General features: G+C 62.1%; 30 protein-coding genes. 16 read left to right on the plus strand and 14 right to left on the minus strand.

Translation table 11 applies throughout. The features are described from left to right. Nucleotides 1-13 precede the first annotated feature (13 nt). Both FS665_RS09215 and FS665_RS09220 read left to right on the plus strand, forming a co-directional pair. A complete protein-coding gene (locus tag FS665_RS09215; RefSeq protein ID WP_145186677.1) occupies nt 14-706 on the plus strand; it encodes a type 1 glutamine amidotransferase domain-containing protein in 693 nt (230 codons plus the stop codon). A 177-nt stretch (nt 707-883) separates the two neighbouring features. Next, nucleotides 884-2,092 carry a zinc-dependent alcohol dehydrogenase gene (locus FS665_RS09220; RefSeq protein WP_145186680.1) on the plus strand — a complete coding sequence of 403 codons (1,209 nt, stop codon included), beginning with the start codon at nt 884-886 and terminating at the stop codon, nt 2,090-2,092. Nucleotides 2,093-2,140: 48 nt separating this feature from the next. Here FS665_RS09220 and FS665_RS09225 read toward each other — a convergent pair whose 3' ends face one another. The 4 genes from FS665_RS09225 to FS665_RS09235 all read right to left on the minus strand — a co-directional run bounded on the left by FS665_RS09225 (nt 2,141) and on the right by FS665_RS09235 (nt 3,533). Continuing rightward, on the minus strand, nt 2,141-2,665 hold the full coding sequence (locus FS665_RS09225; RefSeq protein ID WP_145186683.1) for a hypothetical protein: 525 nt from the start codon (nt 2,663-2,665) through the stop codon (nt 2,141-2,143). A 59-nt stretch (nt 2,666-2,724) separates the two neighbouring features. Further along, the gene (locus FS665_RS23395; RefSeq protein WP_178108318.1) at nt 2,725-2,883 is read right to left on the minus strand and encodes a hypothetical protein; all 159 of its coding nucleotides are present in this window, start codon (nt 2,881-2,883) and stop codon (nt 2,725-2,727) included. A 12-nt stretch (nt 2,884-2,895) separates the two neighbouring features. Then, nucleotides 2,896-3,129: a PLDc N-terminal domain-containing protein gene (locus FS665_RS09230; protein ID WP_145186686.1), complete on the minus strand. Its 234-nt coding sequence runs from the start codon at nt 3,127-3,129 to the stop codon at nt 2,896-2,898. A 110-nt stretch (nt 3,130-3,239) separates the two neighbouring features. Next, the gene (locus tag FS665_RS09235; RefSeq protein ID WP_145186689.1) at nt 3,240-3,533 is read right to left on the minus strand and encodes a DUF6555 family protein; all 294 of its coding nucleotides are present in this window, start codon (nt 3,531-3,533) and stop codon (nt 3,240-3,242) included. A 178-nt stretch (nt 3,534-3,711) separates the two neighbouring features. On the opposite strand from FS665_RS09235, the gene FS665_RS09240 reads away from it, so the two are divergent. Both FS665_RS09240 and FS665_RS09245 read left to right on the plus strand, forming a co-directional pair. Next, nucleotides 3,712-5,514: a glycoside hydrolase family 15 protein gene (locus FS665_RS09240; protein WP_145187627.1), complete on the plus strand. Its 1,803-nt coding sequence runs from the start codon at nt 3,712-3,714 to the stop codon at nt 5,512-5,514. Nucleotides 5,515-5,596: 82 nt separating this feature from the next. Next, entirely contained in the window at nt 5,597-6,061 is a 465-nt protein-coding gene (locus FS665_RS09245; protein WP_145186692.1) for a hemerythrin domain-containing protein, read from the plus strand. Nucleotides 6,062-6,101: 40 nt separating this feature from the next. On the opposite strand, the gene FS665_RS09250 is transcribed toward FS665_RS09245, so the two are convergent. Beyond that, nucleotides 6,102-7,211, minus strand: coding sequence for a Gfo/Idh/MocA family protein (locus FS665_RS09250; RefSeq protein ID WP_145186695.1), 1,110 nt, complete (start codon nt 7,209-7,211; stop codon nt 6,102-6,104). A gap of 72 nt (nt 7,212-7,283) precedes the next feature. Then, nucleotides 7,284-8,018 (minus strand): DUF72 domain-containing protein, encoded by a 735-nt coding sequence (locus tag FS665_RS09255; protein ID WP_145186698.1) that lies wholly within the window; start codon nt 8,016-8,018, stop codon nt 7,284-7,286. A 142-nt stretch (nt 8,019-8,160) separates the two neighbouring features. On the opposite strand from FS665_RS09255, the gene FS665_RS23400 reads away from it, so the two are divergent. Beyond that, nucleotides 8,161-8,310 carry a hypothetical protein gene (locus FS665_RS23400; protein WP_178108319.1) on the plus strand — a complete coding sequence of 50 codons (150 nt, stop codon included), beginning with the start codon at nt 8,161-8,163 and terminating at the stop codon, nt 8,308-8,310. 5 nt (nt 8,311-8,315) lie between these two features. On the opposite strand, the gene FS665_RS09260 is transcribed toward FS665_RS23400, so the two are convergent. Then, nucleotides 8,316-8,612, minus strand: a complete 297-nt coding sequence (locus tag FS665_RS09260) for a hypothetical protein (protein WP_145186701.1) — start codon at nt 8,610-8,612, stop codon at nt 8,316-8,318. Between the two features lie 179 nt (nt 8,613-8,791). On the opposite strand from FS665_RS09260, the gene FS665_RS09265 reads away from it, so the two are divergent. Beyond that, on the plus strand, nt 8,792-9,916 hold the full coding sequence (locus tag FS665_RS09265) for a mechanosensitive ion channel family protein (RefSeq protein WP_145186704.1): 1,125 nt from the start codon (nt 8,792-8,794) through the stop codon (nt 9,914-9,916). A gap of 50 nt (nt 9,917-9,966) precedes the next feature. Here the strand turns inward: FS665_RS09265 and FS665_RS09270 are convergent, their stop codons facing one another. Next, complete coding sequence (locus FS665_RS09270; RefSeq protein WP_145186707.1) at nt 9,967-10,845, minus strand: manganese catalase family protein; 879 nt, start codon at nt 10,843-10,845, stop codon at nt 9,967-9,969. 60 nt (nt 10,846-10,905) lie between these two features. Then, nucleotides 10,906-11,187 carry a general stress protein gene (locus FS665_RS09275; protein ID WP_145186710.1) on the minus strand — a complete coding sequence of 94 codons (282 nt, stop codon included), beginning with the start codon at nt 11,185-11,187 and terminating at the stop codon, nt 10,906-10,908. A gap of 270 nt (nt 11,188-11,457) precedes the next feature. On the opposite strand from FS665_RS09275, the gene FS665_RS09280 reads away from it, so the two are divergent. From FS665_RS09280 to FS665_RS09290, 3 genes are all read left to right on the plus strand, one after another. Continuing rightward, nucleotides 11,458-11,877, plus strand: coding sequence for a hypothetical protein (locus tag FS665_RS09280; RefSeq protein ID WP_145186713.1), 420 nt, complete (start codon nt 11,458-11,460; stop codon nt 11,875-11,877). A gap of 141 nt (nt 11,878-12,018) precedes the next feature. Beyond that, nucleotides 12,019-13,491, plus strand: coding sequence for an MFS transporter (locus tag FS665_RS09285; protein WP_145186716.1), 1,473 nt, complete (start codon nt 12,019-12,021; stop codon nt 13,489-13,491). A gap of 80 nt (nt 13,492-13,571) precedes the next feature. Beyond that, nucleotides 13,572-13,952: a termination factor Rho gene (locus FS665_RS09290; protein WP_145186719.1), complete on the plus strand. Its 381-nt coding sequence runs from the start codon at nt 13,572-13,574 to the stop codon at nt 13,950-13,952. A 184-nt stretch (nt 13,953-14,136) separates the two neighbouring features. Here the strand turns inward: FS665_RS09290 and FS665_RS09295 are convergent, their stop codons facing one another. Together FS665_RS09295 and FS665_RS09300 are read right to left on the minus strand one after the other, a co-directional pair. After that, nucleotides 14,137-14,820 (minus strand): SOS response-associated peptidase family protein, encoded by a 684-nt coding sequence (locus tag FS665_RS09295; RefSeq protein ID WP_145186722.1) that lies wholly within the window; start codon nt 14,818-14,820, stop codon nt 14,137-14,139. A 117-nt stretch (nt 14,821-14,937) separates the two neighbouring features. Beyond that, a complete protein-coding gene (locus FS665_RS09300; RefSeq protein ID WP_145186725.1) occupies nt 14,938-15,483 on the minus strand; it encodes a cupin domain-containing protein in 546 nt (181 codons plus the stop codon). Nucleotides 15,484-15,629: 146 nt separating this feature from the next. Between FS665_RS09300 and FS665_RS09305 the strand changes: the two genes are divergently transcribed. From FS665_RS09305 to FS665_RS09320, 4 genes are read left to right on the plus strand one after another with little or no spacing between them, the layout of a single operon-like run. Then, entirely contained in the window at nt 15,630-17,417 is a 1,788-nt protein-coding gene (locus FS665_RS09305) for a thiamine pyrophosphate-requiring protein (protein WP_145186729.1), read from the plus strand. Between the two features lie 19 nt (nt 17,418-17,436). Continuing rightward, nucleotides 17,437-17,943 (plus strand): (2Fe-2S)-binding protein, encoded by a 507-nt coding sequence (locus FS665_RS09310; RefSeq protein ID WP_145186732.1) that lies wholly within the window; start codon nt 17,437-17,439, stop codon nt 17,941-17,943. Beyond that, the gene (locus FS665_RS09315; RefSeq protein ID WP_145186735.1) at nt 17,940-18,941 is read left to right on the plus strand and encodes a xanthine dehydrogenase family protein subunit M; all 1,002 of its coding nucleotides are present in this window, start codon (nt 17,940-17,942) and stop codon (nt 18,939-18,941) included. Before FS665_RS09310 ends, FS665_RS09315 begins: the two co-directional genes overlap by 4 nt. Next, on the plus strand, nt 18,938-21,139 hold the full coding sequence (locus FS665_RS09320; protein ID WP_145186738.1) for a xanthine dehydrogenase family protein molybdopterin-binding subunit: 2,202 nt from the start codon (nt 18,938-18,940) through the stop codon (nt 21,137-21,139). The genes FS665_RS09315 and FS665_RS09320 overlap by 4 nt, the downstream gene beginning before the upstream one ends. Before the next feature lies 1 nt (nt 21,140). Here the strand turns inward: FS665_RS09320 and xth are convergent, their stop codons facing one another. Beyond that, entirely contained in the window at nt 21,141-21,932 is a 792-nt protein-coding gene (xth, locus tag FS665_RS09325; RefSeq protein WP_145186742.1) for an exodeoxyribonuclease III, read from the minus strand. Further along, complete coding sequence (locus FS665_RS09330) at nt 21,929-22,171, minus strand: hypothetical protein (protein WP_145186745.1); 243 nt, start codon at nt 22,169-22,171, stop codon at nt 21,929-21,931. The genes xth and FS665_RS09330 overlap by 4 nt, the downstream gene beginning before the upstream one ends. A 237-nt stretch (nt 22,172-22,408) precedes the next feature. Here FS665_RS09330 and FS665_RS09335 point away from each other — a divergent pair, with 237 nt between their 5' ends. Beyond that, a complete protein-coding gene (locus FS665_RS09335) occupies nt 22,409-22,705 on the plus strand; it encodes a hypothetical protein (RefSeq protein WP_145186747.1) in 297 nt (98 codons plus the stop codon). Nucleotides 22,706-22,721: 16 nt separating this feature from the next. Here FS665_RS09335 and FS665_RS09340 read toward each other — a convergent pair whose 3' ends face one another. Continuing rightward, nucleotides 22,722-23,000, minus strand: coding sequence for a hypothetical protein (locus FS665_RS09340; protein ID WP_256675072.1), 279 nt, complete (start codon nt 22,998-23,000; stop codon nt 22,722-22,724). 182 nt (nt 23,001-23,182) lie between these two features. Here FS665_RS09340 and FS665_RS09345 point away from each other — a divergent pair, with 182 nt between their 5' ends. Both FS665_RS09345 and FS665_RS09350 read left to right on the plus strand, forming a co-directional pair. After that, on the plus strand, nt 23,183-25,030 hold the full coding sequence (locus tag FS665_RS09345; protein ID WP_145186750.1) for an ABC transporter ATP-binding protein: 1,848 nt from the start codon (nt 23,183-23,185) through the stop codon (nt 25,028-25,030). A gap of 163 nt (nt 25,031-25,193) precedes the next feature. Continuing rightward, the gene (locus FS665_RS09350) at nt 25,194-26,420 is read left to right on the plus strand and encodes an MFS transporter (RefSeq protein WP_145186752.1); all 1,227 of its coding nucleotides are present in this window, start codon (nt 25,194-25,196) and stop codon (nt 26,418-26,420) included. Nucleotides 26,421-26,441 lie beyond the last annotated feature (21 nt).

Consider the following 26,441-nt stretch of genomic DNA (forward strand, 5'->3'; position numbering starts at 1 on the left):
AGGACTGGCTCGCATGAAAAAAATCCTGATGGTGCTTACCTCACATGATCAGCTCGGTGACACCGGCAAGAAAACCGGCTTCTGGCTCGAAGAGTTCGCGGCACCCTACTATGTGTTTCTCGACGCCGGCGCCGACGTGACCCTGGCCTCGCCCAAGGGCGGTCAGCCACCGCTGGACCCCAAGAGCGACGAAGCCGATGCCCAGACCGAGTTTACCAAGCGCTTCGCCAGCGATACCGAGGGCCAGATGGCCCTGGCCGACACCGTGCCCCTGGGTGAAATCGACCCTTACGACTTCGATGCAGTGTTTTATCCCGGTGGCCACGGGCCGCTGTGGGATTTGGCCGAAGACACTGACTCGAAGACCTTGCTCGAAGCCTTCTACGCCTCCAACAAGCCCATAGCGGCGGTGTGTCACGCACCTGGCGTGCTCAAGCACGTCATGGCGCCTGATGGCCATCCGGTGGTCAAGGGCAAGCGGGTAACCGGCTTCACCAACACTGAAGAACAGGCCGTGGGCTTGACCGAGATCGTGCCCTTCCTGGTAGAGGATATGCTCAAGGCCAAGGGCGGCGACTACTCCAAGGCAGCCGACTGGGCCAGCTATGTGGTCGAAGACGGGCATCTGATCACCGGACAGAATCCTGCTTCGTCACAGGCGGTGGCCGAGGCGCTGCTCAAGCGCCTGGAAGCTGAAAACGCCTAGCGCTTGCGCCTGGGCCTGGCCTGCGCACCGCCGAACCATGGCCGGTGCGAGGCCGCCTCGGCGACAGGCTCGCGAACCGGCCCTGACCATTGGCCAAGTTCGCCTGAACTTTACCCTCGCAAATGCCTTCCCCTGCATACACTGTCTAAACCGACACGCACTGCAGGAGATCAGTCCATGAGAGCTTTGACCTATCACGGCGCCCAGGATGTCAGGGTCGACACCGTACCTGATCCGAAGATCCAGGCTGACGACGACATCATTTTGCGAGTGACCGCTACCGCCATTTGCGGCTCCGATCTGCACCTGTATCACGGCAAGATTCCGCAGACCGAGTCAGGCGATATCTTTGGCCATGAGTTCATGGGCATCGTCGAGGAGACCGGCCGCGGCGTCACCAACGTGCAAGTCGGTGATCGCGTGGTGATCCCATTCGTCATCGCCTGCGGCAGTTGCTTCTTCTGCCAGCTCGATCAGTTCGCTGCCTGCGAAACCACCAACACTGGCCGCGGCGCGATCATCAACAAGAAAGCGGTGCCCCCGGGTGCCGCACTGTTCGGCTACAGCCACCTCTACGGCGGCGTACCTGGCGGACAAGCCGATTACGTGCGGGTGCCAAAGGCCAACGTAGGCCCGTTCAAGGTGCCCACCTCGCTGGCGGACGACAAAGTGCTGTTTCTCTCGGATATCCTGCCCACCGCCTGGCAGGCGGTGACCAATGCCCAGGTCGGGCAAGGCTCCAAGCTCGCGATTTATGGCGCCGGTCCAGTGGGTCTGCTCAGCGCCGCCTGCGCCCGCATGCTCGGCGCCCAGACGATCTTCATGGTCGATGATAACGAGCACCGCCTGGCTTACGCCCGTGATGCCTACGGCGTGGTGCCGATCAACTTCGACGAAGATGACGACCCGGCAGACAGCATCATTCGCCTGACGCCGGGTATGCGCGGTGTCGATGCGGTCATCGATGCGGTCGGCTTCGAAGCCAAGGGCAGTACCACCGAGTCGGTACTGACTGCGTTGAAGATCGAGGGCAGTAGCGGCAAGGCGCTGCGTCAGAGCATCGCTGCTGTGCGCCGGGGTGGGGTAGTCAGCGTCCCGGGTGTATACGCGGGCTTCATCCACGCCTTCATGTTCGGCGACGCCTTCGACAAGGGCCTTACGTTCAAGATGGGTCAGACCCACGTGCAGAAGTTCTTGCCTGAATTGCTCGAACATATCGAAGCCGGACGCTTGCAGCCAGAGTTGATCGTCACCCACCGCCTGGCGCTCGAGGAAGCGGCAATGGGCTACAAGATGTTCGACCAGAAGCGTGACAACTGTCGCAAGGTAATACTTGTTCCGGGTGCAGCAGCGGGCACTATGGGCGGCGATGCGCCGCTGCCCTAGCAGGCGCGTGAACATCGGCCTGAAGGCTGGCTCTGCGCAGGCAGGTCTTCAGGCCAGTTGTATGAATACCGCATAGCCGCCCAGCACGACCCAGAACACCAGGAAGATCCAGGGCGTGCGCAGCGAGAACAACAACGACTTGCGATGCCCGGCTTGTGAGGTTTCAGTCTCGCTGAACAGCGGCGACTCATCATAAGCCAGGCCCATCAACGGCTCGCTGCGCAGCAGGTTGCTTTGCTTGAGCTGCCAGTGCTCGATGATCTTGTAGGCCGCGCGAATGCCAGGCCAGGCGTTGAGCGAACTCAACACACCCAACAGCGCCAGAAACGGCGGGACCACGAGGGTGAACATCTCGCCCCAACTCTGATTCAGGTTGCTCATGGCCGAAACGAAGGCAATTACCAGAAACGACTGCGCCGCCAGATAAGCATCGGTACGGTTGGCCAGAATACTCGTTTCGTACTGAATTTCACTGCGATAGAAATCCAGCCGCTCTTTGGGCGAACCGAACATCCGTGCGTTGTGCTCGGTAATTTCATGTTCGGGCGTGGTGGGCGTGATGATGCGCGGCACGCAACTGACTCCTGAGTTCACTGACCGAAGGCTGGAGCCGCAACGCGGCCCCGCTTCAATCAAGGTTTATGCTGCCCCTTGCCACGGGCGGCCTGCTGGGCAGTGGAGTCGCGCGCGGTTCCTGCGGAGCCATCCGGGCGCTCGGCGTCATTGTCACGCTCCTGCTCCCCGGTGGTTTTCGCCTGCTCCACCACTTTCTGCTGATCTTTGCTCGACATGCTCGCGGACTCCTAGCCTTTGCTGTGTTCAGGTGAAGACGGACCGGTCCCGCGCTTGATTCCTCGCGGTCCCATGATCCCCCAGATCGCCAGTCCAACCACCGGCAACGCCAGTAACAGCACGGCCCAGAGCACCTTGGTTGCTTCAGACTTGTCACTGCGAAACACGCTGACGATGGCCCATATATCGACCAGCAAAATGATCGCGGCCACCGCGATCCAGAAATACGTCACAGGCTCAGTCATGACCGCCACTCCTCTTCACCAGTTGATGGACCGCTGGACGACGCGGCCCCTTACTACTAGGGAAGCCTGCGCGGCGCACAAAGTTCAGGTGAACTTACTTCCCTGCGCGCTCATGCTTCTGGCGCGGCAGTGGAAAACTTCTTCACATCGATCGGCGGTGCAACGAACTCCGGCCCCTGGCCCGACACCCGCCAGCGCACATTGGCCAGGCCATAGCGCTCGGCCATCGGACGGCTGACCTTCTTGATCTTGTGCTGGCCGAAGCGCGGAATGATTCCGACCCCCGCATCGCAGCTGGCCCAGTGCCACGCCTCGGCGTTGTCCATACGCTCAAAGCGGATGATGAACGTGCGAAATTCACCGCGAAGTTCATACTCGATAACGTACAACTGCTGTCCTGCCATTGGTCACACCTCCATCAATTCACGCTAATGGAGCAGGCAATGCAGCAAAAGATTCAGTTATTTTGACCAATTGGTCATGCCCCCGCCCAGCGCAGCTGTGCTTGCCGAACTCCACGCGCCACCGATGAGTCCCAACAGGACAATTGGTCGCGCAGGCATTACGATGAATCACCCTTGGATGGACTCCCCGCAACACGGCGAACCTCAGCGCGACGATGGCGGCTGGCTACTATTGGAGCACTATGCAGCGCTAGGCGATGGCCGCTCGGTGGCGTTAATCGGTCTGGACGGTTCGATCGACTGGTGGTGCGTCCCGCACATGGACTCGCCGCCGTTGTTCGACCGGCTGCTGTCTCCGCGCACGGGTGGTTTCTTCGCCATCACCCCGAGCCAGCCCTACACGACCGAGCGGCGCTACCTGCCTGACAGCAACGTCCTGGAGACCGTGTTCATCACCGATCACGGTCGCGCGCGTTTGACCGAATCGCTCAACAGCGGCCCTGCGGGACGGCTGCCTTGGGCGGAATTGGCCAGGCGCCTCGAGGGTATCGAAGGCCAGGTCGCCTTCGACATCGCCATCGATTTTGGCACTCAGGCCGACACGGTCAGCCCTTACCTGGCGCCCAACGACAACGGCTGCGTATTCCATGCCGGACGGATACTCGGCATGTTCTTGCACGATCAGCAGTTGCACGTGGAGCGCAAGGACGATATGGGTGTACGTGCCCGCGCGGTCGTCAGCGCCGGGCAACGCACCGTGCTGGCGCTGATCGCCGGGCAAGACGAACCTTTGGTGGTGCCACCTCTGAGCCTGGTCGACGCGCGCATCGACGGCTCCGACCGCGAGTGGCGCCAGTGGTCGCAGAGCTTGATCTATGAGGGCCCGTACAAGGCCTTGGTGGTGCGTAATGCGTTGGCCCTCAAGCTGCTGTTGTCGTCACCCAGCGGCTCAATAATGGCCGCCGCAACCACTTCGCTGCCAGAACGCATCGGCGGTAGCAAGAACTACGACTACCGCTTCGCCTGGGTTCGCGACGCCAGCTACACCATCGAAGCGTTTCTCGGCATCGGTGCCCAACCGGAGGCCAAGGCCGCGTTCACCTGGCTGCTGCGGCGGCTCGGTGAACACGGCGCTCAGGTGTTCTATACCCTGGCCGGCGCCGTTGGCGATTGTACGCGCTCGGTGGATTTGCCTGGCTACAAGCACTCCCCGCCGGTCGTCGGCAATGATGCTCGCGATCAGCTGCAACACGGCGTATTCGGGGATATCTTCGAAACGGCGCGCTGCTTCATCGACAGCGGCAATATTCTCGACGCACCTAGCGCCAGCATTCTTTCGCGCTTGGCCGACCAGTGCGCCGATAACTGGCGTCTGCCTGACTCGGGAATTTGGGAATTGCCGCAAACGCAGCACTACACGATGTCCAAGATCAGCTGCTGGCAGGCGCTGAGCCGGGCGATCGAGCTGGCTGACGGCGGCCATCTGCCGACCACTTGCCGGGAGCGCTGGGAGCGCGAGCGTGCTCGTGTCGAACAGTGGATCGAACAGCATTGCTGGAGCGAGACGCGCCAGGCCTACCTGTTCTACCCCGGCAGCGACCGGCTGGACGCTTCCATCACCCTGGCCGTGCGCTTTGGCTACCCGCATCAGACGCGGCTGCGCAGTACCTTGGAGGCAGTTCAGGCAGAGCTTGCTGCCGGGGCGTTCCACTATCGCTACAGCGGCGCCGCCGAGGAAGAAGGCTGCTTCCTCGCCTGCACGTTCTGGCTCATCGAAGCTTGGGCAGTGCTGGGCGAACGTTCACGCGCCGAGACCGACTACCTGAAGGCGCTGCAAGGTTTGCGTCACGGCGTGGGCATCTATGCCGAGATGATCGACCCCGGCACCGGCAACTATCTTGGCAACTTGCCGCAAGGCCTCACTCATCTGGCTGCGCTACGCGCAGCCCTGGCCTTGGGTGGCTGCGTACCGATACGCTGATCAGCTGTTTTGAACCATGCCGTTTGCCCCACGCTCAATGCTTGGCAACCGTGATTTTTTCCAGCCCATGAAGAGGTGCTCCATGAACGCGATCGATTTGCTGACACAGGACCATCAACTGGTGAAGAAACTGCTCGAGGAGCTGTCCTCGACCACAGAGCGTGCGGTAAAAAAACGCGCTGACCTGCTGGCCCGGATCAAGCAGGAGGTCAGCATCCACACAGCGCTGGAAGAAGAGATCCTGTACCCGGCGATCAAGCAGGCCGGTGGCAAGGAAGAAGAGAAGATGTACTACGAGGCCAAGGAGGAACACCGCACCGTGGACTCGCTGGTGATTCCCGACCTGCTGGAAACCGAAACCGGTACCGTCGAATTCGCCGGCCGAGTCAAAGTGATGAAAGAGCTGCTTGAGCATCACATCGAAGAAGAAGAAAGCGAGCTGTTCCCAACTGCCCGCAAACTGCTGGGCAAGCAACAACTCGACGAGATGGGCTTGGCCATGGAAGCGCAGAAGAAACTGCTCAAAGGTGAGCAACGCGCGGCCTGACCACGGCCAGCGCGCCTGCCCAGGCGCGCTGGTTCATCGCTTACTCGGTAGGCGACTCGGTAGCGATCATCGGCGGCACGTCAGCCAGCGGGAATGCCCGGCGCTGTTCGCGGCGACGCGCAAACGGCCGAGGGGCCAAGGGTTCGAGCTGCTGGGCCTGGCCTGTCTGCAAAGCCCGCTCAATTGCCGCAACCACGCGCACGTCGCGCCAGCCCTCTTCACCATCCGGCTCTGGGTCCTGGCCATTGAGAATGCAATCGGAAAAATACGCTGTTTCACCCGCGAACTGGTCCACGACTGGGTTGACGTGGACGCGAGTCTCGCCGTCGATGGTTGCACGATAACTGATCGCCACCCCTTCCCCGTAACCAAAGCAAGGCGACGCCTCGATTTCCCCCTTGCTGCCCAACAGCTGGAAGCGCTCGGTGTCAGGCAAGGTGTAGCTGACGGTGAACTGCGCCAGGCGCTCCTCGGGAAAACGCAAGCTGACGGTGACCGTGTCCCAGGTGTCCATGGTGCTGCCTGGCGAGCGCACCCCCACCGCCGACACTTCGATCGGCTCGGCATTGAACAACTGGCGCACCATGTTCAGTGGATAAGGCCCCATGTCCGCAACCGGGCCGACGCCGAAGCCGTCTTGCGCACGATGGTTACTCGGCTTGACGCGCTGAGTGAAAATCGATGTGAACAGTCGCGGGTCACCGAAGTGGCCGGCATGCACGCGTTCGATCATGTCCAGCGTTCCCGGCTCACAGTGCAGGCGATAGGCGATCATCAACTTCGCGCCGCTGCGTTTGGCCGCCTCGATCATCGCCAGGCAATCGGCTTCACGGGTGCCCATGGGCTTTTCCAGCAGCACATGGATGCCCGCCTCCAAGGCCGGGATGACGAACTCGCGATGCCTGAAATTGGGCGTGGCCACGTACACTGCATCAATCTCACCAGCGCTCAGCAGCGCCGCGTAGTCTTCGTAGGCATAGGCCTTTAGGCCATACTGCCCGGCCAATTGCGTGGCTTTCTGTGGATCGCCGGTGACCAGGGCGGTGATGACCGAATTGTCGGTCTGGCCAATACCGGGCATGAATGCCCCTTGGGAAATCGAGCCTCCGGCCACTACGCCATAGCGAATCTTGCCTGCTGCATTGGGCATGAAACCCCTCCTGTTGGTGACGGTGATCAACGCTTGTGTCCATTAAGTGGGCAAGCAGCACGCGCCGGAGGTTCAATCAATCTGGCTGACGCCTTGCGCAAGCAACCGCTCAAGTGCCAGGGCGTCAGCCAAGGCTGCACCACTGGCGGTGTTGTCGAATATGCACCAGCACGGCACACCGGCATCACTGCTGCGCCGCAGTGCTTGAGCCAGCCGCTTCAGGTAAGTCTCGGGGTAAGGACTGTGGTAAATCCGCGGCTCTCCGTGCAGGCGCCAATACACCAGCCCAGGCCAGCCACCAGGCTGGGCATCGGTATCGAAGCGCGACGGGCTGGCCGCTACTTGAGCAATGTGCAGATCATCGAGCATCGCTTGCGCCGCCTGCCAACTGGGATGTCTGGGCTCAACGGCCACTGCACCTTGATGGCGCCGACGCAACTGTTCGAAGAACTTACGGGTAGTGACTGTGTGGTACTCCAGCGACGGCGGCAATTGCACCAGCAGGCAACCCAGGCGCTGACCGAGTTGCGTGCATGGGTGCAAGAAATCATCGAGCGCCGCTTCGCACTCGATCAGGCGCCGTTCGTGGGTGATGGCTTTGGGCATCTTGACCGCAAAAGCAAACCCCTCTGGCACCGATGCCGCCCAACGCGCGTAGGTTTGCGGTCGGTGGGGACGGTAGAACGAGCTGTTGATCTCTACTGCATTCAGGCGCAGCGCATAGCGCTGCAGGTGACTGCCCGCACTGGCGAACTGCTCGGCCATGGCAGCCGAGACGCTCCAGCCTGCACAGCCAAGGTGGATCATCGTGGGGCCTCCAAGAGTCTTTGCTGCAGTGGAGTCGCTGGCGCCGCCGGGCGTTCAATTGGCAATCGGATTGAACAGGCAGGTCGATCGACTGCCCCACCTATGTAACGACTGCCGAATCACTTACGAAGAGGACAAGTCCATGATCGATCCCAACCATCCCGACCCCTACGTCGACAACGTGCCACACAACCCAGGCGATTCTGTGCCAGCACCTGAACCTGAGGCAGAGCCTGAGGCGCCCGAATGGCCTGAAGGGCAAGTGCCACCTGAGGAGCAGTCGGACGGCTGAATGCTTCAATGACCCGCTGTCTGCGCCGTACCAGGCTCGAGCTGCAGAGCGATGCGCCTGGCATACCCCACGCCCCATACCAGCGCCCGGCTCATGGTTTCACCCGGGCGCTGGGCGTAGGCCCGCTCGACCCATACCGTGCCATCGGCTCGGTACACGCCGATGAACAACTGCGTCGCCCCCGTGCGCGAGAGCCGCGTCTGCACCTCAAGGCTCGTGCCGTCGGCGAGCGTTTCTTCATGGGTCTGGCTTGGCAGGATCGATTCGCGCCACTGATGGTAGGTCAGGCCTCGTCTTTTCATCGCTTGAGTCCTCCACGGGGTTGTTATCGGTAGAGGACTCATAACCTTGTACGGTCGAAATCGATTGCCGCGAACAGACAGCCGGCCAGCTGCGCAATTCGATTGATCTACGGTAATCCACGAACGTCACCCACTCAGGACATGCACTTCACTTCACGCAACCAGGAGGCGCGCCCCGCATGAATGACCGCATCATTGCATTGTTTACCGACACCACCGTATTCGGTATTTCCATCCTCAATTTGCTGCTCGCACTGACCGTCGCCATCGTCACGTTCCTGGTCTCGCGCGCCGTGATCAGTTTTCTGCTACGCCGGGTTCGGCGTTGGTCGGAGCATGACGGTGCCATGAGCCATGTGCTGGTCAAGGTGCTCTCGGGCACCAGCAATTTTCTGCTGTTCCTCGCCTCGCTGCTGGTTGGCTTGAGCATGCTCGACCTGCCCGAGCGCTGGCTGACCCGAGTCGGCAGTTTATGGTTCGTAGTCGCTGCGTTGCAGATCGGTCTTTGGGCCAACCGCGCCATTGGCCTGGGGCTCAATCGCTATTTCGCTCGCCATAGCGCCGAAGGCCTGAACCAGGGCAGTGCCCTGGCCACCCTGTCGGCGTGGGGCGCGCGCGTGCTGCTGTGGTCAGTGGTGCTGCTGGCGATGCTGTCCAACCTCGGGGTCAATATCACGGCCTTTGTCGCCAGTCTGGGCGTCGGCGGTATCGCGGTAGCCCTGGCGGTACAGAACATTCTCGGCGACCTGTTCGCTTCGTTGTCGATTGCCGTGGACAAGCCGTTCGAGGTCGGCGACTTCATCGTCATCGGCCCGCTGGCAGGCACTGTGGAGCATGTGGGTCTGAAGACCACGCGCATTCGCAGCCTTGGCGGCGAACAGATCGTCATGGCCAATGCCAGCATGATCAGCAGCACCATCCAGAACTACAAGCGCTTGCAGGAGCGACGCATCGTCTTCGAGTTCGGCCTGTCTTATGACACGCCGACAGAAGCTGTGAAAAAGGCCCCAGCGATCGTCGAGGAGGCGATCAGAGCACAGGACCAGGCCCGCTTCGACCGTGCGCACCTGCGCGGCTTTGGCAAGGAGGCGCTGGAGTTCGAGTGCGTGTATATCGTCCAGGACCCAGGCTACAACCTGTACATGGATATTCAGCAGGCGATCAATTTCCGCTTGCTCGAACGTTTCTCCAAGATCGGCGCGAAGTTTGCAGTCCCAGTGCGGGCAATCAAAGTCACGGCCTTGCCGCAGGAAGCCATTGTGACGACGGCAAGCCGAGAAGGTGTCGATGCCCGGAACGCTTGAGGGTGAAAGAGGGACCCGCAGCGGGTAGTCGAGCCGCTGCGGGATAGGGGTTACAGCGGTTGATCACCATTGACTTTGCCTAACTCGGCGCCAGTCATCGGTTGTGCCTCTGGATTGGACATGGTCCGGATCTTCATGGCCTCAGCCGTCGCCGCCGATTCGGCATCGAGCTGCACCGTGGCCATGCCGTCACCGCCATCTACCGCAGGCTCGGGCTGTTCGACATAGACCCAGTCCTGACCCTCATTCCAGGAGCCACGCACGTCTTCACCCTGGGACATGTTGAAGTAAGTGCGGTTGAACTCAGGGTCGCCCGGCAGCTTGCCTTGCGGGAAGTTGGGTTGAATCGAGTGCAATGCCTTCTCGAAAGACATCTGATGGGCAATTTCTCGGCTCATCAGAAAACCCAGCGCGTCCTTGATGCCCGGATCGTCCGTCACGTTGATCAGGCGTTCATAGACGATCTTGGCCCGCGCTTCGGCCGCTATGTTCGAGCGCAAGTCAGCGGTGGGCTCGCCAATGGTATCGATGTACGCTGCCGTCCAAGGGATGCCGCCAGAATTGACCAGCGCCGCACCCCCGCCGTACAGCAGGCTGGTGATGTGCGAATCGTTACCGGCGCCGGTCAATGAGCGATACAGCTCGCCTTCGGCATCGATACCTTCAGCCATACGGCCCTTGGCGCCTTTGTTGAGCATCACCACGATCGAACCGATGATCTCCAGGTGGCTGAGTTCCTCGGTGGCGATGTCGAACAGCATGTCTTTGCGACCTGGATCGTCCTCGGTGACCGCCTGAGTGAAGTAACGCATGGCTGCGGCCAGTTCGCCTTGCGGTCCGCCGAACTGCTCAAGAAGCAGGTTGGCCAATCCCGGATTGGGTTCGGCCACTCGTACGGTGTATTGCAGTCGCTTGTTATGCATGAACATAGGCAAATTCCTCATCAGACGCCGGGCCGGTGTCTACCGTCCCGGCGTTTTCATCGAAGATCAGCGGTTGTCATCACTCTTGCGCCCGCCGCCGTGGCTGGCTTGGCCGCCCTTGCGGCCAGCTTCGGAGGCCTTTTCCCGGTCATTGGCGAAGTTGCCGCCAGAGCCACTGCCTTGCCCGCCTTTGGACGAGCCGCTGGTTTGGCTGTGTGAGCCGCCACCAGAAGCTTGCCCACCTTTTTTGCCGGCTTCGGACGCCTTCTCCCGGTCATTGGCAAAGTTGCCTGGATTGGAGTTGGCACTGCCGCCTTGATTACCGCGGTTGTCTTGGTTGTTAGCCATGATCATTCACCTCAGTCGTTAACACAGGTTGGTCTGTGTAAAAAGACTGACCGGGGCCAAGCGCCGTGGGGTTCACCCGATTTACCAACGCCTGACGAAACGCGCGAAGGACCGGGGTGCCAGATATTGGCGCGGGTTCATCGGCAACTATCAATGTCAGCTCCCAGCTATCCGCCGCGCTCGCGAAGAGTCCGTTCGTCGATCCCATCGCACATCAGCCAGCAGTCTGGGCCGAACAGATTGTGTTCAACGTAAAAACGGAGATACACCATGAAGATGATGAAGCCACACACCTTGATGCTTGCGCTGTGCCTGGGCGCCAGCGCGCCGCTCGCGCTTGCGGCCACGGATATGAACGACCAGCGCTCACCCGGCACACAAACCCATGACTCGGGCCATATGAACGGCTCGGGCACTGGCAGCAGCACCGGCACTGGCACCCCTGGTACCGGGATGGAGAGCGGTTCAGGCACCGGCACCAATGGCACCGACAGTACAGGCGGCGACGGCACCACCAATGGCACCGGTACTGGCTCGGGCATGGGCGGCTCAGGCATGGGTGGCTCTGGCGGTACCGGTACCGGTACGGGCACAGGTAGCGGTACCGGGACAGGCAGCGGCACTGGCACTGGCGGCGGCATGGGCGGCGCTGGCGGCAGCGGCTCTGGCGGAGCAGGTGGCGGTAGCTGATTCAGGAGACCCACGTGCAAACCGCAACATCTACTCTCTGTTGATCGGTAGCGGTCGCCGAAACATCACTCGATGCGACGACCGTGCTGATCAGCAGCTACCCTCAAGCCGCTGACAGGTTGTTGAATCTCAGGAGCTGGCATGACGACTCGGGCCGTGCAGCAATCCAGCACTTCGTCCCAAGAGCGCCTGTACACAACGGATATCCCCGCCCGCCTCGACCGCCTGCCTTGGACTCGCTTTCATACCCTGTTGGTGTTCGCGCTGGGCATCACCTGGCTGCTGGACGGACTCGAAGTGACATTGGCCGGCGCAGTTTCCGGTGCGCTGAAAAGCAGCCCGGCATTGGCCATGAGTAACACAGACATCGGCTTGGCCGGCGCGGCTTATATCGGCGGCGCAGTAATCGGTGCCTTGTTTTTCGGTTGGCTGACCGATCGACTGGGACGCCGCAAACTGTTTTTCATCACCTTGTTTCTTTATATCGGCGCGACCGCGGCTACCGCTTTTGCCTGGGATTTCTGGAGCTTCCTGCTGTTGCGCTTTCTGACAGGCGCAGGCATTGGCGGGGAATACACGGCCATCAACTCGACCATCCAGGAATTCACCCCGGCGCGCTATCGCGGTTGGGTCGATCTGACCATCAACGGCACGTTCTGGTTGGGTGCTGCATTGGGCGCAATCGGTGCGGTGTACTTGCTCGACCCCGCGATTGCCGGAGGAGATCTGGGATGGCGTCTGTGCTTTGGCATCGGTGCGGTATTGGGTCTGTTGATCATGCTCATGCGTCTGTGGATCCCTGAAAGTCCACGCTGGTTAATGATCCACGACCAGCCAGCTGAAGCAGAACGGGTAGTCGCCAGCATCGAGCGGCAATACCGCGCGCGGGGTATCGACCTGCCGCCGCTCCAAGCGCCGCCACTGCGCCTGCGCGCCCGCCAGCACACGCCTTTGGCAGAGGTGATGCGCACCCTGTTCGTCACGCATCGGCGCCGCGCCTGGGTCGGCCTGACCCTGCTGAGCGCCCAGGCTTTTTTCTACAATGCAATTTTTTTCACCTATGCCCTGGTATTGACCGACTTCTACGGCGTGCCGGCAGCCAAGGTGGGCTGGTACATCCTGCCGTTCGCGCTCGGTAACTTCTGTGGTCCGCTGTTGCTTGGCCGGCTGTTCGATGTCATCGGGCGGCGCGTGATGATCAGCGCCACCTACTTGATATCCGGCGCTCTGCTGGCGTTCAGCGGTTACCTGTTCGAGCAGCAGCTGATTGACGTCACGCAGCAAACCCTGGCCTGGATGGTGATTTTCTTCTTTGCTTCGGCAGCAGCCAGTTCAGCGTATCTCACTGTGGCGGAGACATTCCCGCTAGAGATTCGCGCCCTGGCGATCGCCGTATTCTATGCCTTTGGCACCGCCCTGGGCGGCCTGATCGGCCCGACCCTGTTCGGCGCGCTGATCGAATCAGGTGAGCGCGCCAATGTGTTGGTCGGTTATCTGATCGGCGCCGCCCTGATGGTCATCGCTGGCTTGACCCAAGCGCTTTGGGGCGTTGCGGCGGAGCGTCGATCCTTGGAAGAGGTGGCCAAACCACTGTCTCAGGTCAATGACCGATAACCTGCCGCTCGTCTAGCCAAAGGCACTGCCGCGCGGCGCGGCATTCAACTGTTCGGAAGAAACTGCGAGGAGAAAGGACCATGGCACGTGGCGACAAAGACAAGTACACCGAAAAGCAAAAGCGCAAAGCCGAGCACATCGAGGAAAGTTACGAGCACAAGGGCATGAACAAGGACGAGGCCGAATCCCGCGCCTGGGCGACGGTAAACAAACAATCAGGCGGCGGCGAAAAATCTGGCGGCTCGGGCAAAAAGACGTCTGCGCACGAGAAGAAAACAGCACGCTCCGACTCTGCCAAGCGCGCCGCCAAGACCCGTGAGGGTCATGCGCGTTCGTCGAGCGATTCGCTGGAAAGCCAAACCAAGGAAAGCTTGCTCAAGGAGGCGCGCAGCAAGGACATCAAGGGCCGCTCGCGCATGACCAAGGCGCAGTTGATCGCAGCCCTGCAAAAGCATCGATAGAAAGACTGTCTTGCGGGGTGTCCAATTTCTTGGAGCGGCTTTGCCTCGCAATAGGGCTGCGCGGCGCCCCCCCCAGGCTTGCAGCTTCGCAACCGGTATTGCCAGGGCCGCTTTGCGGCCCTTCCGCGACACGAGGTCGCTCCTGCAAATGGATCGCGCCAGGTTAAAAAGCGAGGTAGATCTTTCACCCCGCCAAGCCGAACGCCTTGCGCTGCGTGCCCGTCTGCTGACGCTTGGCAATGAACAGCTGCTCGAGCTGGGCCTCCCCGATCACGCTGTTGGCCAAGGTCTGCGCGCGTTGCCAGTCCAGATCGGTGGCCAGCCAGGCCTGTGCCGCCTGGGCGTCCAGTGCGAGCAGTTCCGTCCCACTGCCTGCATCATGGGTTACCAGTGCCAGGCCATCACAGCCGCTGGGATGCTCGCCGACATGCGCGATGGCTGCGAGGAATAGCGGACCTGCACTGCGCGACGTGACGAATGCCTGGCGCGTACGCTTGGCTTGAGGGCCATCGACCGTCGATTCATACCAACCTTCCACAGGAATCAAGGCGCGGCCCTGCCCACGCAGTCGGGCGTACTGACTGGCGCGCATGACCTGCTCCAGAGACAAATGAGTCAGCGGTGCACGCGCGCCCATCGACCAATCAGGCACCCAGCCCCAGCGCACCTCGACGGACACGGGCTGGCCGTCACGCACCACAATGGCGCGCAAGCGCATCTTCGGTTTCACCAGCCGTTCGCGCTTTGCAACACCCTGCACAGCCTTGCCACCTGGCAGGCCTGCCACCGGGTCGATACTCCCCGCGCTCCATGGCAGCGGCGCCAGTGCCGCAAAGGCATCACAGGTCTGGACGATCGCTTCACACATTTGACTTCACCTGTTTCCTGAAAGGGCGGCTGATAGGCAAGTCACGGCGCTGGCGCACCGTTCTGCCTGGTCCTGATAGTCCGAGGCACCCTTGCGGTGCAGCGTTCAGCCGCGCAGCTACCGCGAGCGACGAACGGACGAGCACCCGCTCCATTCGGTCATAGGCGCGCCGGTGAGCGGATTCTGCGCTGGTGTGCTGACGCGCGCGATGCGCGTCAGTGCTTGCGCATGCGCGGCTTTTCCAGATCTTGACGTGGCGTAATCTTCCTGGCCGCGTGGATACGCGCCGACCACCAGGAAATCCTCGCTCGACGTCAGGCAGCAATGTCCGGTACCGGCCGGTAACAACACCACGTCGCCTGCTTGAAGATCTAATTGCAAGCCGCCCTCGCCGCCCAGCATCACCTGCGCACGCCCTGCGCAGATGCCCAATGCTTCGTGGGCGTTGGGATGAAAATGGTGGTAGGGGAAGATCCCGTCGCGCCACAACGGGGTCCAGTGGTGCCGTGCGAACAGCGCTTCGAATGCGGCAGGCGAGGCAGCTGTCATAGGCGTTTGGATTCGGTAAATCAGTACCGGCAGACCGCTATTGGGGGTCGCGCCGTCATCTTCGAACTGCAGCGTCTGCACGGGTAACAGGTATGCCTCAGCAAAATTCACCATAAGTGGCTGCCTAATCGTTTCACTTTGAGGTGTGAACGAGATGGCGAGCGATAGGTTCCAGTGAACCGACGGTCATCACATGCATTGAAACTTTCCCCGAGCCGGTCAAGTCCAGACCCCTATCGAGTACACACCGGGAGAGGACAATGACAGGCACGGTAGGCGACTTTTTGGTAGAGCGTCTGTATCAATGGGGCGTACGGCGCATCTTCGGCTACCCGGGCGATGGCATCAACGGCGTGTTCGGCGCGCTCAATCGCGCTGGTGGCAAGATCGAATTCATCCAGGCCCGCCACGAAGAGATGGCCGCGTTCATGGCCAGTGCCCACGCCAAGTTCACCGGCGAGCTGGGCGTGTGCATCGCCACCTCCGGGCCAGGCGCGTCGCATTTGCTGACCGGCCTCTACGATGCGCGCATGGACCATCAACCGGTGCTCGCCATCGTCGGCCAGCAAGCGCGCGCTGCGCTGGGTGGGCACTACCAGCAGGAGCTCGACCTGGTGTCGATGTTCAAGGATGTGGCGGGGGCCTTCGTGCAGCAAGCCTCAACCCCAGAGCAGGTCCGTCACCTGCTTGACCGGGCAGTGCGCACAGCCGTCGGTGAGCGCCGCGTTACCGCCGTGATCCTGCCCAATGACCTGCAGGAACTGCCCTACAACGATCCGCCTCGGTCTCACGGCACGGTCCACTCTGGTGTCGGCTACAGCAAACCCAAAGTGGTGCCGTTCGAGGACGATCTGCAGCGGGCAGCCGAGGTGCTCAATGCCGGCCGCAAGGTTGCCCTGTTGGTTGGCGCCGGGGCACTGGACGCCAGTGAGGAAGTGGCTGCCGTGGCTGAAAAGCTTGGCGCCGGGGTGGCCAAGGCGCTGCTGGGCAAGGCCGTACTGCCCGACGACCTGCCCTGGGTCACCGGCTCGATCGGCCTGCTGGGCACCGAGCCGAGTTACCACTTGATGGACGAGTGCGACACCTTGCTGATGATCGGCTCGGGCTTTCCGTATTCGGAATTTTTGCCCAAGGAAGGCCAGGCACGTGGCGTGCAGATCGACCTGCAACCCGACATGCTCAGCCTGCGTTACCCGATGGAAGTCAACCTGGTTGGCGACGCTGCGCAGACCCTGCGCGCCCTGTTGCCGCTGCTCGAGGAAAAAAACGAGCGCAAATGGCGCAGCAAGGTCGAGCGCTGGCGGGCCGACTGGGACAAGACCCTGGAACAACGGGCCTTGGTCAAGGCCGATCCGATCAACCCGCAGCGGGTGGTCTATGAACTGTCACCGCGCCTGCCGGACAACGCCATCATCAGCAGCGACTCGGGCTCCTGCGCCAACTGGTTCGCCCGCGACCTGCAGATCCGCGCAGGCATGCAGTGCTCGCTGTCAGGCGGGCTCGCCAGCATGGGCGCTGCGGTGCCCTACGCCATCGCTGCCAAGTTCGCCCACCCGCAGCAAGCGGTGATTGCCCTGGTTGGCGACGGCGCCATGCAAATGAGCAACCTGTCGGAACTGATCACTGTGGCCAAATACTGGCAGCAATGGGAGAACCCGCAGTGGATCTGCGCGGTGTTCAACAACGAGGACCTCAACCAGGTCACCTGGGAGCAGCGGGTAATGGAGGGCGATCCAAAGTTCGAGGCTTCGCAGTCGATCCCGGATGTGCCCTATCACCTGTTCGCCATCTCCATTGGTCTGCAAGGCATCTACGTCGAGCGTGAAGAAGACGTCGCCGGCGCCTGGGAAAAAGCCTTGGCCGCTGACCGCCCGGTACTGATCGAATTCAAGACCGACCCCAACGTCGCGCCACTGCCCCCGCACATCAAGCTCGAACAGGCCAAGAAGTTCGCCAGCACCTTGCTCAAAGGCGACCCCGACCAAGCTGGAATCATCGTACAAACCGCCAAACAGGTACTTAGCTCGGTGTTACCGGGCAAGAAGTGACCAACCGTGAGGATCACCCATGAACGCGATCATTCCAGAGGGTGCCAAAGAGCACTCCATCAGCCTGACGATCAACGGCCAGCCGCGCACGCTACAGGTGCTGCCGTGGACCACCCTGCTCGACCTGCTGCGTGAGCAACTCGACCTGGTCGGCACCAAGAAAGGCTGCGACCACGGCCAGTGCGGTGCCTGTACGGTGCTGCGCGACGGGCGGCGGGTCAATGCCTGCCTGACTCTGGCGATCATGTGCGATGGTGCCGAGTTGGTGACCATCGAGGGCGTGGCCGATGGCGAGCAGCTGCACCCGATGCAGCGCGCCTTCATCGCCAACGATGCGTTTCAGTGTGGCTACTGCACGCCAGGGCAGATCTGCTCGGCCATCGGCCTGGCCAATGAAGGGCGAGCCGATAGCCGCGATGCGATTCGTGAGCAGATGAGCGGCAATCTGTGCCGCTGCGGGGCCTACAGCAACATCGTCGCCGCCGTGGAAGAAGCCCTGCCGCAGATGCGTGAGGTGCGCAAATGACACCGTTCAGCTACCACAAGCCTGCATCGGTCAACGAAGCCATCAGCCTCAGCGGCCTGACATCGCGCTTTATCGCCGGCGGCACCAACCTGCTCGACCTGATGAAGGAAAACGTGCTGCGCCCAGAGCGCCTGATCGACATTTCCGGCCTGGCTCTCAAGGACGTCGAGCAGACTGCCACTGGCGGTCTACGCATCGGGGCGCTGGTCAGCAACGCGGAGCTGGCCTGGCATCCGCTGGTGGAACAGAGTTATCCACTGTTGTCCCAAGCCATCCTGGCAGGCGCATCGCCGCAACTGCGAAACATGGCCAGCACGGGCGGCAATCTGTTGCAGCGCACGCGCTGTTATTACTTCTACGACACCGGCACGCCCTGCAACAAGCGTGAGCCTGGCAGTGGCTGCCCCGCGCGCGATGGCTTGAACCGCAGCCATGCGATCCTCGGTGCGAGCGACGCCTGCGTGGCAACTCATCCTTCTGATATGTGCGTGGCCCTTGCAGCGCTGGAGGCTGTGGTGCATGTCCAAGGCCGCAACGGCGAGCGCCAGATCCCCTTCGCCGAGTTCCACCGCTTGCCTGGCGATCAACCGCAGCGCGACAACCACCTGGCAGACGATGAACTGATCACTGCCATCGAGCTGCCGGCCCCGTCTTTCACCGCCCATGCGCGCTACCTGAAGATTCGTGACCGGGCATCTTATGCGTTCGCCCTGATCTCGGTGGCCGCGGCCCTGCACATCGAACAAGGCGTCATCCAGGATGCAAGGCTGGCATTGGGCGGCGTTGCCCACAAGCCTTGGCGCGACCCCGCCGCTGAACAGATCCTCAAAGGTCAGGCGCCCGCCCCGGCCCTGTTCGCCCAGGCGGCGGATGTGCTGCTGCAAACAGCCGCACCGTTGAGCCAGAACGCCTTCAAAGTGCCGCTTGCCCATCGCGCCATCATACGCGCCTTGGACGAGGCAGCTTTCGGTGACGCCTTCACAGGAGCCAGAGCATGAACAGCATGACCCCTAATGTCGGCAAGCCGTTGGACCGCGTTGACGGCGTTGCCAAAGTCACTGGCCAAGCGCGTTATGCGGGCGAGTACCCCGAGGCCGATCTGCTGCACGGCAGCGTAGTGTCGAGCACCGTGGCCAGCGGCAAGGTACTGCGTATCGATGCCAGCGAAGCGCTGAAGGTGCCAGGCGTGGTGGCAGTGATCGATCACCTCAACCGCCCGCACATCTCCAGCTACGACGACGACTACAGCGACGATGACGCGGCCGAGGGTTCGCCGTTTCGCCCCCTGTACAACGACCAGGTGTTGTACAGCGGCCAGCCGCTGGCCCTGGTGATTGCGCAAAACCTTGAGCTCGCCCGCTATGCAGGCTCCTTGGTGAAGATCGAGTACAGCGCCCAAGCCCATCAGACCGACATGCTGGCGGTCTTGGCCGACAGCCATGAAGCGCCGGCGGAAACGCCCAAGCCCCGTGGCGACTTTGCCGGGCAGTTCGCCCAGGCGGCGGTCCAGGTCGATGCCACCTACCTTACGGCCAACGAGCACCACAACCCCATGGAGCCGCACGCCTCCACGGTGCTGTACAAGGCTGACGGGAAGCTGGAGATCCACGACAAGACCCAGGGCACGCAGAATTGTCAGGACTACCTGCACAACGTGTTCGGCCTGGCCAAGGAAAATGTACGCGTGCTGGCCGCCTATGTCGGTGGCGCCTTCGGCTCCGGCTTGCGCCCGCAGTATCAGTTGCCCCTGGCAGTCATGGCAGCACTGCAGCTCAAACGGTCAGTGCGGGTTACGCTCACCCGCCAGCAGATGTTCACCTTTGGCTACCGACCGCGCACCCAGCAGCGCCTGCGCCTGGGGGTGGATGCCAGCGGCAAGTTGCAAGCCATCGCTCACGACGCCATCGGCCAGACCTCGCGTTTCGAGGATTTCACCGAGCACCTGGTGGAGTGGAGCGGCATGCTCTACCAGTGCGATAACGTCGCGCTGAGCTATCGCCTGACTCCACTGGATGTCTATACCCCGCTGGACATGCGCGCGCCTGGCGCTGGCTCTGGGGTACTGGCACTGGAGTGCGCGATGGACGAGCTGGCCTGCGCGGCCGGCCTCGACCCTGTGGAGCTGCGTCGGCGCAATTTCGCTGACCACAACGGCAACGAGGGCAAGCCCTATTCGAGCAAGGAATTGCTGGCCTGCTATGACCAAGGCGCCGCGCAATTCGGTTGGCACAAGCGTGACGCCACGCCCCGCAGCATGCGTGAGGGCAAGCAACTGGTCGGCTGGGGCATGGCCGGCGGGGTGTGGGAATCGATGCAGATGAAGGCCAGCGCCAAGGCGCGCCTCGACGCTCAGGGCAAGTTGACGGTCAGCAGCGCCACGACCGATATCGGCACCGGCACCTACACAGTGATGACCCAGATCGCTGCTGATGCGGCGGGGGTCAAGCTCGCCGACACCACGTTCCTGCTGGGCGACTCCTCGCTGCCCAAGGCGCCCTTGCAGGGCGGCTCGTTTACCGTGTCATCGGTAGGCTCGGCAGTCCAGCAGGCCTGCGAGATCCTGCGCGGCAAGCTGCTGGAAAGCGCACGTCAGGCCTATCCGGCACTGGCGGGTGTGGCGGTGGAGGATATCCGCTTTGCCGACGGCTACCTGCATGCCGACGCTCAACGTATCGCTCTGGCAGACATCGCCGGCAAGTCCGCCGATGGCTTCGTCGAGGTGCAGATCGACGCCGAACCCAGCGCCAAACGCACGCCGTTCTCCACTGCCACCCACTCGGCGGTATTCGTTGAAGTACAGGTCGACGAAGCACTCGGCACCATCAAGGTCAGCCGCGTGGTCAGCGCCGTGGCGGCAGGCCGGGTGGTCAATCCGAAGACTGCGCGCAGCCAGATTCTGGGCGGCGTGGTCTGGGGCATCGGCATGGCGCTGCACGAGCATTCGCAGACCGATCATCACCTGGGGCGGATCCTCAACCACAACCTGGCTGAATACCACGTGCCGGTGAACGCAGATGTGAACGACATCGAGGTGATCTTCGTCAAGGAGGATGACGACATCGTCAACGCGCTGGGTTCCAAGGGCGTGGGTGAGATCGGGGTCGTCGGCGTGGCTGCGGCAGTCGCCAATGCCATCTACCACGCCACCGGCAAACGGATCAGGGAATTCCCGATCACCCTTGACAAACTGTTGTGAGCTAGCGCTTGCGCCCACCCACCTCGATCCAGGCCGGCGCATGGTCGCTGGCCTTGGCTTCGTTACGGACCCAGGCATCGACACCGGCGCGCTTGAGGTAGGGCGCAAGCTCCGGGTTGAGCAGCAGGTGGTCGATGCGCAAGCCGGCGTTGCGCTCCCAGTGCTTGCGGAAATAATCCCAGAAGGTGTACACCTGCTCATCAGGGTGTAGGTGACGAATCGCATCGACCCAGCCCTGCGCCAGCAACTGCTGGTAGCGCTCGCGCGACTCAGGCTGCAGCAACGCGTCCTTGAGCCAGGAGCGGGTGTTGTAGATGTCCTGGTCAGTGGGCACGACGTTGAAGTCACCAGTCAGCACCGTGGGATGTCCACTGCCCTGCAGCGTCTTGGCATGTTCAAGCAAGCAGTCGAACCAGCGCAACTTGTACGCGAACTTTGGCCCCGGTTGCGGGTTGCCGTTGGGCAGGTACAGGCAGCCGACCAGCAAGCCGTGCACTGCCGCTTCCAGGTAGCGGCTCTGGGTGTCATCCTCCATCCCTGGCAGGCCGCGTCGCACCTCCAGCGGCTCACCGTCGCGCGCCAGGATCGCCACGCCATTCCACGAGGGTTGGCCTTGCCATAGGCAGCCGTAACCGGCGGCCTCGATCTCGGCGCGCGGAAATTGCGTATCTGGCGCTTTGAGCTCTTGCAGACAGGCAATATCAGGCTGCTCGCGTTCAAGCCAGGCGAGCAATGCCGGCAGACGGCTACGGATGCCATTGATGTTGAACGTGGCGATTTTCAGCGTTTTCATGCGTCTGGGTCGCTCACGTGGGCCTGCACGGCGTCTTCGAGGGCATGCACGTGGGCCTGATCTGCCAGCGCCTTGAGCGCCAACCAGTCGTCCCAGTCGATAATGCCGTCGTCGCGCAAGGCCTCGGCGGTACGAACCAACTCATGGTGGTACGCGTCCGGCGACGCTCGGCGATAGCTGATGTCGTCGTACTGGGCATACCAGGCCGCCAGTTCAGGAATGCTACGTTCGATGCTCATGTCGAATCCTCCTCGCACGCTGATGCAGGTAAGAGGGCTCGGCCCGAGGCAACGTTCAACTGCCTGTGAGCAGTTGACGCCGGGCGGAGCAGCGACTGGATTTGACGCGCTAATTGTTCGACCGGGGTTGGTTCGTGCGCCTCGTCCGAATCACCGCTGCCCGTTGCAGCAGAGCACGCTGCCGATCAGTCACAAGGAAACACAGAATCTTCTGTGTTCGACTTGAGGTAAGCGATCATGGCTAACAATCAAGACAACAACATGAACCAAGGTGGCAGCGACCAGGCCAATACCGGTAACACCGGCGGTCAGGGGGGCATGGCTGGCTCGCAGCAGGGGGGTCAGCAGCAGGGCCATCAGCAAGGTCAGAAACCTGACGACAAGATGGATGAAGGCTGGGAGCAGTCCAAGGATACCGGCAGCCAAGGTGGGCAGGCCGGCAGCGACAAGCAGATGCCGGCGGATCAAGGCAACATGAGCGAGCAAGGTTCGCAGGGCAATACCCAGACCCAGCAAACCGATCAAGATCGTTGATAGCGCCCAGCTGTCACTAGGGCGGCAGCGTCCGCCCTAGCCCTTCGGCTCCGCGCAACACACCACCACTCCCCTCGCACGATTCCTCACCCACGCTACACAAGCCATTGCGGCATGCGCAGGCATAGTCAGCTTCTGCACGGGTTGCGAAATTCAGGGTCAGCCTGAGCTTGTCGAAGGTGTCATAAAGGTCGTAGCCCTTGCCCAATGCCTGGGGGAAACCGACGCGCCTGGGCAGGCACTCTCGGTGCTCGGGTAACGCTGGAACCACGACGAAACGCGTCTGCATGACCATCCCTCTTCTAGGCAGCGCTTAAGTATTAGTCGCAATGCACCTAAGCATCAAGATGGCTCATGCTCAAATGCCGATTATTTACGCGTAAATCTGCGTTAGGGTGGCCGACCTGGGTACTGTGATGAACGTTGCGGCGGTTGTTCTTGTCGCAGCTAGGCAAAACCCTGTTTTCGGAGACCCCCATGTTTCGTGCGTTCGAACGCTGGCTAGACCCTTTCCCGCCTGATGAGGCGCCACCACCACCGGTTGGCCTGCTGCGTTTTCTCTGGGCCTGCACGCGCGGTGCGCGCGGCTATATCCTGGCGCTGGCGGTGTTCAGCGCCGGGGTGTCGATCTACGAGGCCTGGCTGTTCTCCTTCCTGGGTCAGGTGGTCGACCTGCTGTCGAAATGGCAGGCCGGCGGTGGAGTCACCGCGCAGGAAGCGCGCGTGCTGTGGGGTGTGGGCCTACTGCTGGTGGCCAGCGTCGTGCTGGTAGCGTTGCGCACGCTGATGCAGCATCAGGTGCTGGCGATCAACCTGCCGCTGCGGCTGCGCTGGGATTTCCACCGGCTGATGCTGCGCCAGAGCCTGTCGTTCTTCTCCGATGAGTTCTCCGGCCGGGTTACCACCAAAGTGATGCAGACCGCCCTGGCCGTGCGTGAAGTGCTGTTCACGGTGATCGAGATCGTGCCGGGCATCGGGGTGTACTTCATCGCCATCATTGCCTTGGCGGGCGGCTTCGCGCCCAAGCTGATGCTGCCATTTCTGGCCTGGCTCGCCCTCTTCGGCCTGGCCATGCTGTATTTCGTGCCGCGCCTGGGCAAGGTGGGTCAGGAGCAGGCCCACGCGCGCTCGTCGATGACCGGGCGTGTGTCGGATGCCTATACCAACATCACCACGGTCAAGTTGTTTTCCCACTCAAAGCGCGAGGCGCACTTCGCACGTGCCGCGATGGAAGACTTCAAACAGACCGGGTTCCGCCAGATGCGCCTGGTCAGCCAGTTCGAGATCGTCAACCAGGCATTGGTGGTCGGGCTGATTTTCGGCGCAGGCGGCTATGCGTTGTGGCTCTGGCACCAAGGCCAGGTCGGCACCGGCGCGGTGGCTGCGATCACCGCGATGGCCTTGCGCATCAATGGCATGTCGCACTGGATCATGTGGCAGATGACTTCGCTGTTCGAAAACATCGGCACCGTGCAGGACGGCATGGACACCCTCACGCGCGGCCCCAAGGTGCAGGACGTACCCAATGCCGGCGTGCTGCAAACCCGTGGCGGCGAGGTCAGCTTCGATAACGTCAGCTTCAACTACAATGGCGAGCGTCAGGTGCTCGATGGCCTGACGCTGCACATACGCCCCGGCGAGAAAGTCGGCCTGGTAGGCCGATCCGGCGCCGGCAAGTCGACCTTGATCAACCTGTTGCTGCGCTTCTATGACGTCGACAACGGCGTGATCCGCATCGATGGCCAGGACATCGCCAAGGTGACCCAGGACAGCCTGCGCAGCGCCATCGGCATGGTCACCCAGGACACCTCCCTGCTGCACCGTTCGATTCGCGACAACATCGCCTACGGTCGGCCCGACGCCAGCGACGACGATATCCAACGCGCCGCGCGCAATGCCCAAGCCGACGATTTCATCCGTCAGCTCAGCGACCGCGATGGCAACAGCGGCTACGACACCCTGGTCGGCGAGCGCGGCATCAAGCTCTCGGGCGGCCAGCGCCAGCGCGTGGCCATCGCCCGGGTGATGCTGAAGAACGCGCCGATCCTGCTGCTGGACGAAGCCACCAGCGCCCTCGATTCCGAGGTCGAGGTGGCCATCCAGGAAAGTCTCGACGAGATGATGCAAGGCAAGACCGTCATCGCCATCGCCCACCGGCTCTCGACCATCGCTGCCATGGACCGGCTGATCGTGATGGACGAAGGGCGCATCATCGAGCAAGGCACCCACGCTGAGCTGCTGGCCAGAAAAGGCACCTACGCCCGGCTGTGGCAGCACCAGAGCGGTGGTTTCCTGGGTGAAGACCAGGGGGTCGCCGAGGGGTGATGCGGCGCGCGCCGCCTAGCCACGGTGCTCAGATCAATCTCATCGATGTTTATTATCGAACCGCGTTTCTGTGCCAGCTGCACACGCGGTTCGTATAATCGCCGCCAATCCCCCCGCTCGTACCGCCCATAACAGGCGATCTTCCCTCTTGGAGCCCCGCCCCATGCCGACTTCCGGTCAGGCCTCTCACGGCCGTCCCGAACACAATGAACAGCGCGTGAGCCAGCAATGGCTGGCGATACTCTCCGTAGCCGTCGGCGCCTTCGCGCTGGTGACCAGCGAATTTTTGCCCGTAGGTGTGCTCAACGATGTAGCCAGCGACCTGGGCATCAGTGCCGGTCATGCCGGCTTGATGGTGACCTTGCCCGGCATCATGGCCGCCCTGGCTGCGCCCCTGCTGTCGGTGGGCATCGGCGGGATGGACCGGCGCTACCTGCTGATTGGCCTGACGCTGATCATGATCATCGCCAATACGGTCGTGGCCTACGCCAGTGATTTCACCCTGCTGCTGTTCGGCCGCGTGCTGCTGGGCATCAGTATCGGTGGCTTCTGGGCCACTGCCATTGCCCTGAGCAGCCGCCTGGCGCCGCGGGGCGTGGGCGTGGCCCAGGCGACGTCGATCATCATGGTCGGGGTCACCTTGGCCACGGTGCTTGGCGTCCCGGTGGGCACCTGGCTCAGCGGCTTGATGGGCTGGCGCATGACCTTTCTCGTCACAGCGTTGGTGGGCATCCCGGTGCTGCTCGCGCAAGTGTGCTTCCTGCCGCGCTTGAATCCTGACAAGGCCATTCACGTGCGTGACCTGCCGGCGCTGTTCATCAACCCGTTGGCGCGCGTGGGCTTGATCGCGGTGCTGTTGATCGGGCTTGCGCACTTTGCCGCATACACCTACGTCGCACCGTTCTTCAAACAGAGCGCCGGCTTCGATGGCCCGACCATTGGCTCGCTGTTGCTGCTCTACGGCGTGGCTGGGGTGGTCGGCAACCTGTTCGCCGGCTTCGCTGCCAACCAGAGCGTGCGCTACACGTTGCTGCTGGTGGCGCTGCTGATTGGCGTCAGTACGGCGCTGTTTCCGCACTTCGCCACCAGCCTGAGCGGCGCTGGCATGCTGATCGCCTTGTGGGGCTTCGCGTTCGGGGCATTCCCGGCGTGCGCCAGCATCTGGATGTTCGTGGTCGCGCCGAAGGACGTCGAACGCGGCATGCCGCTGTTCGTGGCCATGTTCCAGGTGATCATCGCGTTGGGCTCGTTCTTCGGTGGGCGCATCGTCGACCAGTTGGGCAGCGCGGTGCTGATGAGCCTGGCGACCGCCCTGGTCGGCTGCGGCTTCGTCACCGTGCTGGTGTTGGGTCGCAACGTCAGTAACCGCCTGGCCGCACAAGCGGCCTGACGGCAGGTGATGGCAAGTGGC

The sequence above is a fragment of the Pseudomonas sp. URMO17WK12:I11 genome (assembly GCF_007677725.1).
In the GTDB taxonomy this organism is placed as follows: Bacteria; Pseudomonadota; Gammaproteobacteria; order Pseudomonadales; family Pseudomonadaceae; genus Aquipseudomonas.